Below are 15,782 nucleotides of genomic sequence, written 5' to 3'. Positions count from 1 at the left end.
GAGTGCGAGGCCCGCGGAATCCCGAAACGGATGCCGAGGGCCTCGCCCTGATGCCGTCGGGCTGGCGTAGCGTGGACGCATGGCCACCGTCGCTGAGAACATCGTCCATACACTTCGCGCCAATCACATCGACCGGGTCTACGGCATCCCGGGCGATTCCCTCAACGGATTCACCGATGCGCTGCGCAAGGACGGCACGATCCGCTGGCTGCATGTGCGGCATGAGGAATCGGCCGCGTTCGCGGCGGCTGCGGATGCCGCGCTCACCGGCGACCTCGCCGTCGTCGCCGGTTCCTGCGGACCAGGCAACCTGCACCTGATCAACGGTCTGTTCGACGCCAACCGCTCCCGCGTGCCTGTGCTCGCGATCGCCGCGCACATCCCGACCAGCGAGATCGGCACCGGATACTTCCAGGAGACCCATCCGCAGGAGCTGTTCCGCGAGTGCGGCGTCTACGTCGAGTACGTCGCCGATCCCGTGCAGATGCCGCGCATCCTCGAGATCGCCATGCGCGAGGCCATCGAGAAGCGCGGGGTGGCCGTGATCGTGATCCCGGGCGAGGTCGCACTCGCCGAGGTCCCCGTCGATCGCGCCGTCGTCATCGAGCGCGCCCATCCAGTGATCGTCCCGAACCCCGGCGAGCTGGAGAGAGCAGCGCAGCTGCTGAACGCGGCCACCAGGGTGACGATCCTCGCCGGTGCCGGCGTCGCGGGAGCCCATGACGAGGTCGTCGCGCTCGCCGACCGCCTCGGCGCACCCATCGTGCACGCCCTGCGCGGCAAGGAGTTCATCGAATACGACAACCCTTTCGATGTCGGAATGACCGGATTGCTGGGTTTCGCCTCCGGCTATCGGGCGATGGAATCTGCAGACACCCTGCTGGTGCTGGGCTCCGACTTCCCGTACCCGCAGTTCTATCCGGAGGACGCCACCACGATCCAGGTCGACATCCGCGGATCACAGCTCGGCAAACGGCATCCGCTCGATCTCGGCCTCGTCGGCGACGTCAAAGCGACGGCCGAGGCGCTTCTGCCGCGAATCGCGGAGAAGCCGGATCGCTCGCATCTCGATGATGCCGTCGCGCACTACCGGAAGACGCGGGCGAAGCTCGATGAGCTCGCGGTCCCTGCCAAGGGAAAGAACCCCATCCACCCGCAGTATCTCGCGCGCCTCGTCGATGAGGCGGCGAGCGATGACGCGATCTTCACCGCCGATGTCGGATCGCCGACGGTGTGGGCGGCGCGCTACCTCACCATGAACGGCCGACGTCGCCTGATCGGCTCGTTCACCCACGGGTCGATGGCCAACGCCCTCATGCACGGCATCGGCGCGCAGACCGCGCAGCCGGAGCGGCAGGTCGTGGCGTTGGCCGGGGACGGAGGGCTCGCGATGATGCTGGGCGAGCTCATCACGCTCACACAGAACCGGCTGCCGGTGAAGACGATCGTCGTCAACAACTCTTCGCTCAACTTCGTCGAACTCGAGATGAAGGCAGCGGGCTTCGTCACCTACGCGACCGACCTCGAGAATCCGAACTTCGCGGCCGTCGCCGAGGCGCTGGGCATCTTCGCACGGCGCGTGGAGCGCAGCGAAGACCTCCCGGATGCCGTGCGCGAGGTTCTCGCTCACGATGGGCCGGCACTGCTCGACGTCGTCACAGAGCGACAGGAGCTCTCGATGCCCCCTGCGATCACCGCGGAGCAGGTCAAGGGCTTCGCACTCTACGCCATCCGCACGGTCATGTCAGGGCGCGGAGACGAGCTGCTGGATCTTGCGAGGGCGAACTGGCGTCAGCTCTTCTGATCCCCGCCGCACTGAGGCGGCTCAGCGGGTCGGCTCGACGACCGACTTGATCGTGGTCGGGTCCGAGGTGGACGACAGTGCCGCTTCGACCTCGCCGAGCGCGAAGGTGCCGGTGACCATGCTGTCCAGGTCGACCTGCCCGCTGGCGACGAGGGCGATCGCTGTCGGCCACGTGTTGGCGTAGCGGAAGATCCCCGTGAGCCAGAGCTCCTTGTTCTGGATCTGGGTCACCGGCAGCTCGAGGTTCGGCAGCCCCATGCCTACGAGGACCGCGCGCCCTCCGGAGCGGAGGCTCTCGATGCCGCTCTGCACGGCTCGGGCGGCGCCGGAGGCGTCGATGAACGAATCGACACCGGCATCGCGGATCGTTTCGGCATCGGCGACCGGGTCGAGGGCGACGGTCGCGCCGAACCTCAGCGCGGCCTCGCGCCGGGGCGCGCTGAGATCGGAGATGAGGATCTCCGATGCGCCTGACACTCTCGCGATCTGCGCGATCGCGAGGCCGACGGGGCCCGCGCCGGTGATGAGCACCCGGTCGCCGGGGCCGAACGCCGCGCGACGACCGGTGGCGATCGCGACGGACAGCGGCTCGAGAAGCGCGGCGGCCCAGTCGCTCACCTGATCGGGGATCGAATGCGCGAAGTGACTCTGGATTGTCACGTACTCCTGGAAGGCGCCGTCGGTGCCGGGGACAGCGAAGAACTGCATGTGCGGATCGAGGTTGTAGTCGCCGCGCAGGGTCTCGGCCGAGGTCGTGGACGGATGCTGCGGCTCGATGGAGACGCGCTGGCCGATGCGCGACGAGCTGACGTCCCGGCCCACATCGACGACGACGCCGGCGGATTCGTGACCCAGCACCAGCGGCTCCGTCACCTGCCAGTCGCCCAGTCGCCCCTCCTGATAGAAGTGCACATCCGATCCGCACACCCCGACGGCGGTGATCCGCACCAGAACCTCGTCGGGGGCGGGCTCGGGGACGGCGCGTTCCTGTAGCTCGATCCGGCGAGCGGCGGTCAGCACGCTGGCTCGCATCGCGAGAGGCACGTTCGCATCAGACATCTTCGGCTCCTTCGAACTCCGGGCACTCCTCAAGGGAGATCTCCATGAGATCATACAGCGTGCTGTGGTGTATATAACTCAGTTGTGTTATAAATACACAGATAGATATCACGGGAAACCGTGCAGAGCGTTCAGAGCCGAGCAGCGGAATGGAAGCAGAGATGCGCGCAGTTGTATTCACATCCGAGGGTGAACTTGCCCTCGAAGAGCGGGCGCAGCCCACGCCCGGTCGCAAGGAGATCCTGATCAAGACCGCGGCGGTCGGGATCTGCGGAACCGACACGCACGTGCTCGACGGCGAGTTCGAAGGAACCGTCTTCCCGCTCGTGCCCGGTCATGAGGCGACCGGCACGATCGTTGCGCTCGGTGAGGGCGTCAATGACGGGGTGTTCGACTTCAAGGTCGGCGACCACGTCGCGATCAACCCGTCCACCACGTGCGGTGAGTGCGAGTTCTGCCTGAACGGCCACCAGAACCTCTGCCGGTTCTGGAACGGGCTCGGCGTCGTCGCGTCCGACGGCGCATCCCAGGAGTACTTCACCGCCCCCGCCAGCAACGTCTTCGCGCTGAAGCCGGAGACCGACATCTACGAGGCCGCGCTCATCGAGCCGCTGGCCTGCGCGATCCGCGGCTGGGATGTGCTGCCACGTCGGATGGGCGATCACGTGCTCGTCTACGGCGCGGGAACCATGGGGCTCCTGATGGCGCAGCTGGCGACGCGCGCCGGTGCGGCCACCGTGACCATCGTCGACCTGAACGAAGCGCGACTCGTCACCGCCGAGGAGTGCGGCATCGAACTCCGATACACCTCTGCAGACGACGCCGACCGCGAGAAGTGGGACGTGGTCATCGACTGCACCGGCAACATCCGTGCGATCGAAGACGCCCTGACGCGCGTGAAGCCGGCCGGATTCTTCCAGGACTTCGGTGTGGCCCCCGCCGACCGGACAGCGCAGTTCTCGCCGTTCCGCGTCTACCGTGACGAGATCTCGATCGTCGGCACCATGGCGGTGCTCAACTCGTTCGGCCGTGCTGTCGAGATGTTCGAGGCCGGCGCCATCAACGCGAAGGCGATGATCAGCCACTCATATGTGCTGGAGGACTACGAGCAGGCGCTTGAGCAGTTCCGAAAAGGCGAGGGGCGCAAGCTCCAGATCCGCCCGCACGACTCCGAGTCCCGGGTGCTGATCCCGTGAGCGCTCCAGCGACCGCACCCGTGCGGAAGAAGACGCGCCCAGGTCTGTCGAAGACCGCGAAGCGCGGCGTGTGGATCGGCGTCATCGTCGTCATCGTCGCCCTGATGTTCGTCGGGACCAGGTTCGTCCCGAGCGACTCCCCGCTGCTGCAGTCCGCGCAGAAGTTCGATCCGGCGACATTCGGCGCCGAGAACTTCCCTGTCGTGCAGGAGGAGATCCTCGATCGCGCGGTGGATGCGGACGTCCTGGCTGAGGCCATCGCCGCTGACCCGGCGGCGGCAGCCGAGGAATACGGGGTCGAGAGCTCGGGCGGCACCGTGTTCAGCACCACCTTCACCGGCGTCGTGGGGGAGGGCCAGTCCGGCATCTATGAGATTCAGGTCGAGGGCCTGCCGGACGACATGCTGATCCGGGTGCAGACAGGGCCGGCGATCACCGGAACCGAGCTGCGCGACGCGACGGGCGAGATCACGTTCGGGCAGTTCACGAACCAGATCGAATACCAGAACGCTGCGGCTGCGCTGAACGAGGAGCTCAAGGCGCAGGTGCTCTCCGAGCTCGACGCCGCAGCACTTCCCGGCGCGACGGTGACCGTGACCGGAGCATTCACGCTCGTGAATCCCGCAGGATGGCTCGTGACCCCCGTCGAACTGGACCTGGAATGAACGCCGCCACGGACGACGTGCTGCTCGAGGCACGCGACATCGTGAAGACCTACGGCGGTACGCGGGCACTGAAGGGCGTGAACTTCGAGATACGCAAGGGCACCGTCACCACGCTGTTCGGGGAGAACGGCGCGGGGAAGTCGACCCTGATGAAGATCCTCTCCGGCGTCGAGCAGCCCACATCGGGCGAGATCATCCTCGAAGGCGAGTCGGTGTCGTTCCACAACACCAGCGACGCCAGGGATCGGGGCATCTCGATCATCCACCAGGAGCTCAGCCTCGCGCCGAATCTCTCGGTGCGCGACAACATCTTCCTCGGGCGCGAGATCACCGGCGCCTTCGGGGTGGACTACGCAGAGGAGACCCGTCAGACCAGGGCGCTGCTGCAGGAGATGCAGCTGCCGATCGAGCCGGACACCATGGTCGCCGATCTTCGCGTAGGCCAGCAGCAGATCATCGAGATCGCCCGCGCGCTCTCGGTGGACTCCCGCATCCTCATCATGGATGAGCCGACGTCGGCGCTCGCGGCCGCAGAGGTCCAGGTGCTGTTCGGCATCATCCATGAGCTGACCGCACGCGGGGTCGCCATCGTCTACATCTCGCACCATCTGGAGGAGGCCCTCGAGGTCACCGACCACGCAGTCGTCCTCCGGGACGGGACGATGACCGCTCGCGGAGAGCGCGCCGACATCGACCTGGACTGGATCGTCCGCAACATGGTCGGCGACAACTTCGACCTCGGCAGCCCGCCCTCCGGCTACGAATTCGGCGACGTCGCCCTCAGCATCCAGGATCTGCGCGTGCTCGACCCGGAGAACCCGGAGCGTGCGATCGTCGACGGCCTCAGCCTGGATGTCCGCAAGGGCGAGATCGTCTGCCTGTACGGGCTGATGGGCGCCGGGCGCACCGAGCTGCTCGAGGCCATCGCCGGTCGCGGTGACGTCGCCGCCGGCCGCATCGTCCTCGGTGACAGAGAGCTGAGCAATCAGACGATCTCCGAGCGCATCGAGTACGGCATCGGCCTCGTGCCTGAGGACCGCCAGCGCGACGGACTGGTGCAGACGATGAGCGTGGGGCAGAACCTCACACTCTCGAGTCTGAAGGACTGCGTCGTGAACGGACTGCTCAGCAGGCGCTCCGAAGGCGGCCTCGCCCGTCGGTTGATCGGCGAGGTGACCGTGAAGACTCCGGGAGCCGACGTTCCGATCGGCTCGCTCTCCGGCGGCAACCAGCAGAAGGTCGTCATCGGAAAGGTGCTCGCGACGAATCCGGATGTGATGCTCCTCGACGAACCGAGCCGCGGTATCGACGTCGGAGCGAAGGGCGAGGTCTTCCGACTGCTCGCCTCCTACGCCAAGGAGGGGCTCGCGGTCGTCTACTCGACCTCCGAAGTGGGCGAGTGCCTCAGCATCGCCCACCGCATCATCGTCATGCGCCGCGGCCGTATCTCGGCAGAGTTCGGAGCCGATGCGACGAAGGAAATGATCATGGCCGCTTCCGGCGAGGCTGTCGCCGCCTGACCGCGCGACCGAGAAACGAATCGGAAAACAATGATGTCTACAACGACCACACTCATCCAGCAGAGGAAGCAGTTCTCCTTCACGAAGCTGCTCATCAGCGCGCGTGCGTTCCTCGCGCTGATCCTCATCATCGTGGTGTTCTCCTTCCTCTCACCCAACTACCTCACCGTCGACAACGTGCTGATCATGGCCTCGCACGTCGCGATCTATGCGCTCCTCGGCATGGGGATGCTCATGGTGATCCTCAACGGAGGCATCGACCTCTCCGTGGGCTCGACTCTCGGGTTCTCCGCCGTGATCGCAGGATTCCTGCTCCAGGGCGTGCCGATCCAGATCTTCGGTCTGGTCCTGTTCCCGAGCCTGCCCGTCGTGGTGCTGCTCTCCTGCGGCGTCGGTGCGCTGGTGGGTCTGGTCAACGGCATCCTCGTCGCCAGATTCAATGTCGCGCCCTTCGTCGCCACTCTGGGGATGCTGTACGTCGTGCGCGGACTCGCGCTGCTGATGACCAACGGACTGACCGTCAACGACCTCGCCGGCGACCCCGAGCTCGGCAACACCGGGTTCAGCTGGCTCGGCTTCAATCGCATCCTCGGCATTCCGATCGGCGTCATCATCATGGGCGTCGTGGCCATCGTCCTCGGCATCGTCCTATCGCGTACCACCTTCGGCCGCTGGCTGTACGCATCCGGTGGGAACGAGCGGGCGGCAGAGCTGTCGGGTGTGCCGGTGAAGACCGTCAAGGTGTCTGTGTACGTGATCTCCGGAGTGTGCGCCGCGATCGCCGGACTCATCCTCGCCTCCACGCTGACCAGCGCGAGCCCGAACGCGGGCAACACCTACGAGCTGACGGCGATCGCGGCCGTGGTCATCGGCGGCGCCTCGCTGATGGGCGGTCGCGGCACGATCGGCGGCACGCTCCTCGGGGCGTTCGTGATCGGCTTCCTCTCGGACGGCCTCGTGATCGTCGGGGTGTCGGCCTACTGGCAGATGGTCTTCATCGGAGCGGTCATCGTCGTCGCCGTGCTGTTGAACAGCCTGCAGTACGGTCGCAGGCCCCGCGCAGCATCCGCTGCGCCGTCGGGCACCAAGGGCGCATCGCCCACCACAGCGTCGGTTCAGAATGTCGGCCCCGAAGGCGACAGAACTTCTTGACCCGTCAACTCGGCATCGCGCTGTCGCGACCGAGTCACCCATGAAAGGAACAGCAATGATGCGTAAGAAATCACTCCTGGCGCTTGCCGCAGCGGGAGCTCTCATTCTCGGTCTTGCCGGCTGCGCCGCCGGCGGGGACAACTCCGGCGACACGGGTGGCGAAGCCACCGGCGACGCAGGGGGAGAGGGCGGCCTCATCACGATCATCGTGAACGACCCGGCCAACCCGTACTGGAAGACCGAGGGGGACGTCGCGGCCTCGGTCGCCGAAGAACTGGGATACGACACGACGGTCGGCGCCCACAAGGGCGACGCGAACACCGAGAACACGCTGATCGACACCGCCATCTCGAACAACTCCGTGGCGATCATCCTCGACCCGGCGAACGCCGACGGCTCGATCGCTGCGGTCAAGAAGGCGGATGCCGCCGGCATCCCGGTCTTCCTCGTCAACGCGGAGATCAACGAGACGGGCATCGCCAAGGCACAGCTCGTGTCGAACAACGCTCAGGGCGCTGCTCTCGGCGCCCAGGAATGGGTGAAGCAGATGGGTGAGGCCGGCGAGTACGTCGAGCTGTTCGGCGCACCGTCCGACAACAACGCGCAGACTCGCTCGAACGGCTTCACCACGGTCATCAGCCAGTACCCCGAACTGGTGAAGCTCGGCGAAGAGGTCGCCGACTGGGATCGCACCAAGGGTCACGACAAGATGCAGTCGCTCCTGCAGTCCAACCCGTCGCTGACCGGCCTCATCGCCGGAAATGACGAGATGGCTCTCGGCGCGATCGCGGCGCTGAAAGAGGCCGGCAAGCTCGACGGCGTCGTCGTCGGCGGTTTCGACGGTGCGCCGGACGCGGTCTCGGCGATCGAGGCCGGAGAGCTCGCCTACACGGTGCTGCAGCCGGTCGCCGTCTACGCCGAAGAGGCTGTGCGGCTCGCGGACGAGTTCATCCGCACCGGCGAGGCGCCCGAGACCGAGAAGCAGTCCTTCGACTGCATCCTCATCACGGCCGAGAACGTCGACAAGATGACGGCGCCGTTCACCTACTCGGGCTGAATCCGATGATCGGTGGCTGTGCGCTCCGCACAGCCACCTCGGGGCGGGTGCGCCGACTCGGCGCACCCGCCCTCACCACTTCCCCCACCATGACGAGAGAGAACATGAGCTACGTTCTGAACGATCCGGCGACATTCGCCGATGAGTCCGCCGCGGGCTTCGTCGCCGCGCACAGAGGCCTCGTGCGACGCGTTCCCGGAGGTGTGGCGCGCACCAGCGCGACCCCCGACGGACACGTCGCCGTCGTCATCGGCGGCGGATCGGGACACTACCCTGCGTTCGCCGGTCTGATCGGCGAGGGCCTCGCCCATGCGGCGGCGATGGGCAACGTCTTCGCCTCGCCGAGCGCGCAGCAGGTGTACTCGGTCGCCAAGTCGGTGGCCACCGAGGCCGGCGTGCTCTTGTCGTACGGCAATTACGCAGGCGACGCGCTCAACTTCGACATCGCGCAGAGGCGCCTCAACGACGAGGGCATCCCGTGTCGCACGGTGCGCGTCACCGACGACATCTACAGCGCATCACCGGACGAGATGGAGAAGCGTCGCGGCATCGCCGGGGACTTCGCCGTGTTCCGCGCTGCGGGTTGGGCCGCGGCCCAGGGCAGATCGTTGGACGAGGTGTTCGAGATCGCCGATCGCGCGAATCGTCGCACCCGCAGCCTCGGTGTCGCCTTCACCGGCTGCACCCTCCCCGGTGCGGAGGACCCGCTGTTCACTGTGCCGGCCGGGCACATGGGCGTCGGCATGGGGATACACGGGGAGCCCGGCATCGATGTGCGTCCACTTCCCACGGCCACCGAGCTCGCGAAGCTGTTCGTGGACGGCCTGCTCGGTGAGATCCCGGAGTCGGTCGGCGCTTCCGACGGGGCGCGGGTCGGCGTGATCGTCAACGGACTCGGAGCGGTCAAGGGCGAGGAGCTGTTCCTCCTCTACGGGCTGATCGCCGCTCGATTGGAAGCTGCCGGGATCACGGTGGTGGAACCCGAGGTCGGCGAGTACGCGACCAGTTTCGAGATGGCGGGCGTTTCATTGACACTGCTCTGGCTCGACGATGAACTCGAACAGGCCTGGACCTCTTCCGCAGACGCTCCGGCGTACCGGAAGGGAGCCGTCGATCGCACGGCAACCGCACCGGCCGGCGTCGTGCAGGATGCGATCGATCCGCAGCTCGCGCCGGTGACCGCCGCAGGCTCCGAAGAGGCTGCCGCTGCCGGCCTGACCGCGCAACTCGTCATGCGTGCGATCAACGACGTCGTCGAAGCCCATGCAGACGAGCTCGGCAGGCTCGATGCGATCGCCGGCGACGGAGACCATGGCATCGGCATGCAGCGTGGCACCCGCGCGGCTGTGGACGCCGCCGACCGCGCCGCGGCAGCCGGAGCCGGAGCCGGCACGGTGCTCTCGCTGGCCGGAGACGCGTGGGCCGACAAGGCCGGTGGAACCTCAGGAGCGCTGTGGGGAGCCGCGTTGCGCGCAGCCGGTGTCCGCATCGGTGACTCGGCACAGCCGAGCGCGATGGACGTCGCCGAGGCCGTCGCGGCCGGACGCGATGCGATCCAGGACCTCGGCAAGGCCGAGGTGGGGGACAAGACGCTCGTCGATGCTCTCGTCCCGTTCGCCGCAGAGCTCTCGGCAGGTGTCGCCGCCGAGCTGCCGCTCGCTGAAGCGTGGACCTCGGCTGCGTCAGTGGCGACCGCACAGGCAAAGGCGACTTCCGAACTGTTGCCGAGAATGGGGCGTGCTCGCCCGCACATGGAGAAGAGCCTCGGCACCCCCGATCCCGGTGCGATCTCACTCGCGCTGGCGATGACGGCGGCCGCATCGGCGCTCGCCGGGCGCCGATCAGAAGAAGGAGAAGCGAAATGACTCGTACATGGCGTGTGATCGTCGGAGCCGACGAGGCCGGCTACAGCTACAAGGAGACCATCAAGGCGGATCTCGCCAAGGATCCTCGCGTCTCCGAGGTGATCGACCTGGGCGTGGATGCTGACAGTGACACCGCGTACCCCGTCGTGGCCATCGCAGCCGGTGAGAAGATCCGCAGCGGGGAGGCCGATCGAGCCATCCTCATCTGCGGTACCGGACTCGGCGTCGCGATCGCGGCGAACAAAGTCCCCGGCATCCGCGCAGCGACCGCGCACGACAGCTTCAGCGTCGAGCGCAGCATCCTCAGCAACAACGTCCAGATCCTCACGATGGGGCAGCGGGTGATCGGGATCGAACTCGCGCGTCGCCTCGCCCGTGAGTGGCTCGGCTACGAGTTCGACGAATCCTCGGCCTCGGCCCAGAAGGTCGCTGTCATCGAGGGATACGAGAGCACCGGATCCTGTGAGTGATCCTGCTCAGGAGAACGCGGCGCGAAGACCGGTCCTGCTCGGCGTCAGCCTCAAGCTGTACCTCGACATCGACGACAGTGTGGCGTGGGCACGAGAGATCGCCGGCATCGCCGAGGCGCATCCGTCCGTGGCATCCGGCGCCGTTCGCGTGTTCGTGCTGCCGTCCCTTCCGGCGATCGCAGGTGTGATCGACGCGATCGGCGATGCGCCCGTCGCGGTCGGAGGGCAGGATCTGTTCTGGGACGACCGCGGGCCGTACACCGGAGCGGTGAGCGGCGCTGACCTGAGACGACTGGGATGCCGGTATGTGGAAGTGGGGCACGCGGAGCGCCGGCAGGTCTTCGGCGAGGACGCGGCGACGATCCGGCGCAAGTTCACGGCAGCGGTGCGCAACGCGCTGACGCCCGTGCTGTGCGTGGGCGAGATGGTCGAGCAGGCGGCGGATGCTGCGGCAGAGCTGTGCGTCGACCAATTGGAGAACGCCCTGGCTGCCATGGGTGACGAGAGCATCGACGATCTCGTCGTCGCATACGAGCCGGAATGGGCGATCGGTCGAGCCGATCCCGCTGACGCCGGCCATGTCGCATCCGTGACGCGCCGGCTGCGGGAGCATCTCGACGGCCGGACGGACATCGTCTCCAGTTCGGTGATCTACGGCGGAAGCGCGAAGCCCGGGGTGATCTCGGCACTGGATGACGCGGTGGACGGCTTGTTCCTCGGACGGTTCGCTCACGACCCCGATTCGTTCGCGCTGATCCTGGATGAAGCAGCCGCGGTAATACGCTGAGAGCCGGGAGGCCGAGATGTCGAGCAGTGTCATCGATCCACAGTCGCGCGGCGCTCGGCAGCGCACGCGACAGCTGGCGATCAGCGAAGCCGTCATGGCCGAAGGGTCGGTCCGCATCGAGCAACTCGCCGAGCGGTTCGACATCAGCCTCATGACGGTGCACCGCGACCTCGACGAACTCGAGGATCGTGGACTGCTCCGCAAGAGCCGCGGCGTCGCAACGGCGACATCCACGGCGCTGGTGGAGTCGAGTGACGTGTACCGATCGAACAGACAGCTCGCCGAAAAGGAGCTCATCGCGCATGCCGCGCTCGATTTCATCGAGCCGGGGCAGGCGATCATGCTGGATGACTCGACGACGACATTCCACCTCGTGCAGCACCTGCACACGAAGACGCCATTGACGGTGATCACGAACACGCTGACGATCATGAACGAGCTGCGCGGCACGCGCGGAATCGAGATGGTCGGTCTCGGCGGCGAGTACTTCAACTGGTGCTCGGCGTTCATGGGCCGCACGACGGTCAGGGAGATCGCCGAACTGCGCGCTGATCTCTTCGTCATGTCGACATCGGCGATCGTCGACGACATCAGCTTCCATCAACGGCCGGAGACGGTGGACGTCAAACGAGCGATGTTCGAGTCCGCGAGCAGAAGACTGCTGCTCGCGGACAGCACCAAGTTCACCAGGAGGGCGTTGCACGGGATGCTGCCGCTCGCGGACTTCGACGCGGTGATCGTCGACCCCGGCACCGCCGCGGATGACGTGTCCCGGCTGAGGGACAAGAACATCAACGTCATCGTCGCACGGCGAGCCGTCGGCCCACGCGCCTGAGCACGAGATCGCGGCGATGTCGGCTCGCGGGACCGCGGCGGTTCGCCGGTGCGCGTGGCATGCCGTACACTGGACAGGCAGTTGTCTGCATTCTTTTCTCGTGCCTCCGGGTGCAGGAGTGAGGCAGACCCAGGGCCCGTCAGGGCTCTAGGGCGGTAGCTCAATTGGCAGAGCAGCGGTCTCCAAAACCGCAGGTTGCAGGTTCGATTCCTGTCCGCCCTGCGCGTCAGCGCCACGCTGGCACACGAAAGGTACATTCAGGATGGATCAGGACGAACCGCGCGGCGAAGTCGTCGCGGCAGGCGGCGCCGCCAGTGTGAAGAAGCTTGGCTTCTTCGGCCGGATCGCGCTGTTCTTCCGTCAGGTCATCGGCGAGCTGCGCAAGGTCGTCACGCCAACGCGCAAGGAACTGTTCAAGTTCACCGGCGTCGTGCTGGTCTTCGTGGCGATCATGATGGCTATGGTCTACGGCCTGGACACCGCCTTCTCGTGGCTGACGGCTCAGGTCTTCGGGGTACCGCAGTAAGCGTCATCCCCGCGGCTGCGGCCGCAATGATTGGAAAGAAACAACGTGTCTGAACGATATTCCGACGACGCCGACTGGGCGACAGCTGCGGAGCAGTCCAGTGAGGACGACGAGGCGCAGGAGGGCAACGTGCTCTCCGCCGAAGAGCAGTCTTCTTCGGCTGCCGAGCACGTCGCCGTGCACATCGAAAGCGACGCGGAGGATCTGAGTGAAGAAGGCACGGAAGACATCGACATCGACGACCCGGAGGCGGACGCGATCGTGAACGACGCTCTCAACCTGGACGAAGCGGCAGAATCCGAAGCTGCCGCTGAGGTCCTCAACGACGGAGTGGCCGAAGAGGCCGCAGATCTCGAAGCGGCCTCCGCTGAAGAGGTCACACCCTACGACGGCCCTGACGTGAACGGCGACGAGGATGCCGCGACCGAAGAGGCGGCAGACTCAGACGAGAATGCGGAGGAAGACCCCTACGAGGCCTTCCGCATGGACCTGCGCATGATGCCGGGCAAGTGGTACGTCATCCACTCGTACGCCGGCTTCGAGCGCAAGGTGAAGGCCAACATCGAGCAGCGCAAGTCGACGCTCGAGGTCGAGGACGACATCTACCAGGTCGAGGTCCCGATGGAGGACGTCGTCGAGATCAAGAACGGTCAGCGCAAGATGGTCACGCGCGTCCGGATCCCCGGCTACGTGCTCGTGCGCATGGAGCTCAACGAGGACACCTGGTCCGTCGTCCGTCACACCCCCGGTGTCACCGGCTTCGTGGGCAACGCCCACAACCCGACGCCGCTGCGTTTCGAAGAGGCCTTCAACATGCTGAAGGCACTCGTCGAGGTCAAGGACGTCCCGACCGCGAAGAACGTCCAGTCGAAGGGTGGCGTCGCCGTCGCCCGCTCGATCCCGGCCGAGGTCGACTTCGAGGTCGGCGAGACCATCACGATCAAGGAAGGCTCGTTCGCCGGCCTTCCCGGCTCGATCAGCGAGATCAAGCCCGAGAGCGGCAAGCTCACGGTGCTCGTCTCCCTCTTCGAGCGTGAGACCCCGGTCGAGCTGTCGTTCGACCAGGTCACAAAGATGTCGTGAGCTGACACCACTCGCTTTCCCAGAACGCCCCGTTCGGCTCCGGCCGGCGGGGCGTTCTGCATGCGGTAGACTTGCGTGGTTTGTGTGGCGCTTCAGCGCGCATGCGAACAGCACCACAGCTCGGAGATGCCGGGTTCGTGGGAGATCGGATGCTGCGGCATCCGCTCGATGAGAGGAAAAGACAATGGCACCAAAGAAGAAGGTGACCGGCCTGATCAAGCTCCAGATCAACGCCGGCGCCGCCAACCCGGCACCGCCGATCGGCCCCGCGCTCGGTCAGCACGGTGTGAACATCATGGAGTTCTGCAAGGCGTACAACGCCGCGACCGAGTCGCAGCGCGGCAACGTCATCCCCGTGGAGATCACCGTCTACGAGGACCGCAGCTTCACGTTCATCCTGAAGACCCCGCCGGCCGCAGAGCTCATCAAGAAGGCTGCCGGTGTGCAGAAGGCGTCGGCCACGCCGCACACCGTCAAGGTCGGCAAGATCACCAAGGACCAGGTCCGCCAGATCGCCGAGACCAAGCAGGCCGACCTGAACGCGAATGACATCGAGGCTGCCTCGAAGATCATCGCCGGCACCGCCCGTTCCATGGGCATCACGGTCGAGGGCTGAGGAGAACTATCATGACCAAGTCCAAGGCTTACAACGCTGCCGTCGCGAAGATCGAGGCAGACCGTTTCTACACGCCCACCGAGGCCGTCGCTCTCGCCAGGGAGACCGGCTCGGCGAAGTTCGACTCGACCGTCGAGGTCGCGCTGAAGCTCGCCGTCGACCCGCGCAAGGCTGACCAGATGGTGCGCGGCACCGTCATCCTCCCGCACGGTACGGGCAAGACCGCCCGCGTCATCGTGTTCGCCACCGGCCCCGCGGCCGAGGCTGCGATCGCCGCAGGTGCAGATGAGGTCGGCGGCGCCGAGCTCATCGAGAAGGTCGCCGCAGGCTGGACCGACTTCGATTCGGCCGTCTCGACCCCTGAGCTCATGGGACAGGTCGGTCGACTCGGCAAGGTGCTCGGCCCCCGTGGTCTCATGCCGAACCCGAAGACCGGCACTGTGACCCCGAACACGGCCAAGGCCGTCGAGGAGATCAAGGGCGGAAAGATCGAGTTCCGTGTCGACAAGCACGCGAACGTCCACTTCGTCGTGGGTAAGGCCTCGTTCACCGCTGAGCAGCTCGATGAGAACATCGGCGCTGCGCTCGAGGAGATCGTCCGCCTGAAGCCGTCGAGTGCAAAGGGCCGCTACATCCAGAAGGGTGCAGTGTCGACGACGTTCGGTCCTGGCATCCCGCTGGACGTCAACGCCATCTGAGCATGACAACGAAGGGCCCCTGTCGTCGTGACAGGGGCCCTTCGTCGCGTCTTCGGCATGCAGCCCGCGAAGCGGCGCATCCCGCCCGTGGCCGGGACACGCCCGGGGGACGGGCAGGATTTGCCGCATCCCTGGATCCCGCGTAAGTTATTACTTGTTCGCCCCACAGGGAAGCGGAAAGGCCAAGTGCCTCACCCCCCTCAAGCGGAAGAACAACTCCCGAATTCCTTCTCTCACTTGAGAGTATGGGCGCTTGCGTCTAGGATAGAGAGTCCCACCTCGTGGAACGCAGTCATCGGCTGTGCACCGGATCTGAGATCCGGAAGCGCCGATTTGACAGGCGCAGCGAAGCGGGTAAGATTGAGAAGTTGCCCTTCGGGCCTGGTTGTGATGACTGGGTCGGGGGAGCGTCCGATCCTTGAGAACTCAACAGCGTGCACTTGTCAAAT

The 15,782-nt window shown here is 66.1% G+C and carries 15 protein-coding genes and 1 tRNA gene; 15 read left to right on the top strand and 1 reads right to left on the bottom strand.

Going from position 1 to position 15,782, the window contains the following annotated elements; translation table 11 throughout:
• The first annotated feature begins 79 nt into the window (after window positions 1-79).
• Window positions 80-1,804: a ubiquinone-dependent pyruvate dehydrogenase gene (gene poxB / locus HDC95_RS05360; RefSeq protein WP_259062247.1), complete on the top strand. Its 1,725-nt coding sequence runs from the start codon at window positions 80-82 to the stop codon at window positions 1,802-1,804.
• Between the two features lie 21 nt (window positions 1,805-1,825).
• Here the strand turns inward: poxB and HDC95_RS05355 are convergent, their stop codons facing one another.
• Window positions 1,826-2,863: an NAD(P)-dependent alcohol dehydrogenase gene (locus HDC95_RS05355; RefSeq protein ID WP_259062246.1), complete on the bottom strand. Its 1,038-nt coding sequence runs from the start codon at window positions 2,861-2,863 to the stop codon at window positions 1,826-1,828.
• A gap of 161 nt (window positions 2,864-3,024) precedes the next feature.
• Here HDC95_RS05355 and HDC95_RS05350 point away from each other — a divergent pair, with 161 nt between their 5' ends.
• The 14 genes from HDC95_RS05350 (at window position 3,025) to rplA (ending at window position 15,333) form a co-directional block, all read left to right on the top strand.
• Window positions 3,025-4,059, top strand: coding sequence for a zinc-dependent alcohol dehydrogenase family protein (locus HDC95_RS05350; RefSeq protein WP_259062245.1), 1,035 nt, complete (start codon window positions 3,025-3,027; stop codon window positions 4,057-4,059).
• Entirely contained in the window at window positions 4,056-4,724 is a 669-nt protein-coding gene (locus HDC95_RS05345) for a DUF2291 domain-containing protein (protein WP_259062244.1), read from the top strand. The genes HDC95_RS05350 and HDC95_RS05345 overlap by 4 nt, the downstream gene beginning before the upstream one ends.
• On the top strand, window positions 4,721-6,244 hold the full coding sequence (locus tag HDC95_RS05340) for a sugar ABC transporter ATP-binding protein (RefSeq protein WP_259062243.1): 1,524 nt from the start codon (window positions 4,721-4,723) through the stop codon (window positions 6,242-6,244). Before HDC95_RS05345 ends, HDC95_RS05340 begins: the two co-directional genes overlap by 4 nt.
• A gap of 30 nt (window positions 6,245-6,274) precedes the next feature.
• The gene (locus HDC95_RS05335; RefSeq protein WP_259062242.1) at window positions 6,275-7,396 is read left to right on the top strand and encodes an ABC transporter permease; all 1,122 of its coding nucleotides are present in this window, start codon (window positions 6,275-6,277) and stop codon (window positions 7,394-7,396) included.
• Window positions 7,397-7,451: 55 nt separating this feature from the next.
• The gene (locus HDC95_RS05330) at window positions 7,452-8,453 is read left to right on the top strand and encodes a D-ribose ABC transporter substrate-binding protein (protein WP_259062241.1); all 1,002 of its coding nucleotides are present in this window, start codon (window positions 7,452-7,454) and stop codon (window positions 8,451-8,453) included.
• Window positions 8,454-8,557: 104 nt separating this feature from the next.
• The gene (locus tag HDC95_RS05325; RefSeq protein ID WP_259062240.1) at window positions 8,558-10,318 is read left to right on the top strand and encodes a dihydroxyacetone kinase family protein; all 1,761 of its coding nucleotides are present in this window, start codon (window positions 8,558-8,560) and stop codon (window positions 10,316-10,318) included.
• Entirely contained in the window at window positions 10,315-10,788 is a 474-nt protein-coding gene (locus HDC95_RS05320) for a ribose-5-phosphate isomerase (RefSeq protein WP_259062239.1), read from the top strand. Before HDC95_RS05325 ends, HDC95_RS05320 begins: the two co-directional genes overlap by 4 nt.
• Complete coding sequence (locus tag HDC95_RS05315) at window positions 10,781-11,575, top strand: triose-phosphate isomerase family protein (protein WP_259062238.1); 795 nt, start codon at window positions 10,781-10,783, stop codon at window positions 11,573-11,575. The genes HDC95_RS05320 and HDC95_RS05315 overlap by 8 nt, the downstream gene beginning before the upstream one ends.
• Window positions 11,576-11,591: 16 nt before the next feature.
• Window positions 11,592-12,410, top strand: coding sequence for a DeoR/GlpR family DNA-binding transcription regulator (locus HDC95_RS05310; protein WP_259062236.1), 819 nt, complete (start codon window positions 11,592-11,594; stop codon window positions 12,408-12,410).
• A gap of 149 nt (window positions 12,411-12,559) precedes the next feature.
• Window positions 12,560-12,632: transfer RNA gene (locus tag HDC95_RS05305), tRNA-Trp, on the top strand.
• Between the two features lie 40 nt (window positions 12,633-12,672).
• Window positions 12,673-12,936: a preprotein translocase subunit SecE gene (gene secE, locus HDC95_RS05300; protein WP_259062235.1), complete on the top strand. Its 264-nt coding sequence runs from the start codon at window positions 12,673-12,675 to the stop codon at window positions 12,934-12,936.
• A 45-nt stretch (window positions 12,937-12,981) separates the two neighbouring features.
• Window positions 12,982-14,019 carry a transcription termination/antitermination protein NusG gene (gene nusG / locus HDC95_RS05295; protein ID WP_259062234.1) on the top strand — a complete coding sequence of 346 codons (1,038 nt, stop codon included), beginning with the start codon at window positions 12,982-12,984 and terminating at the stop codon, window positions 14,017-14,019.
• 184 nt (window positions 14,020-14,203) lie between these two features.
• Window positions 14,204-14,635, top strand: a complete 432-nt coding sequence (gene rplK / locus HDC95_RS05290; RefSeq protein WP_175985292.1) for a 50S ribosomal protein L11 — start codon at window positions 14,204-14,206, stop codon at window positions 14,633-14,635.
• Between the two features lie 8 nt (window positions 14,636-14,643).
• Window positions 14,644-15,333 (top strand): 50S ribosomal protein L1, encoded by a 690-nt coding sequence (gene rplA, locus HDC95_RS05285; protein WP_259062826.1) that lies wholly within the window; start codon window positions 14,644-14,646, stop codon window positions 15,331-15,333.
• Window positions 15,334-15,782 lie beyond the last annotated feature (449 nt).

Source organism: Microbacterium sp. AK031 (genome assembly GCF_024807145.1).
Taxonomy (GTDB): Bacteria; Actinomycetota; Actinomycetes; order Actinomycetales; family Microbacteriaceae; genus Microbacterium.
Note: the sequence above shows the minus strand (reverse complement) of the source record. Positions and strands in the feature narration are given on the sequence as shown.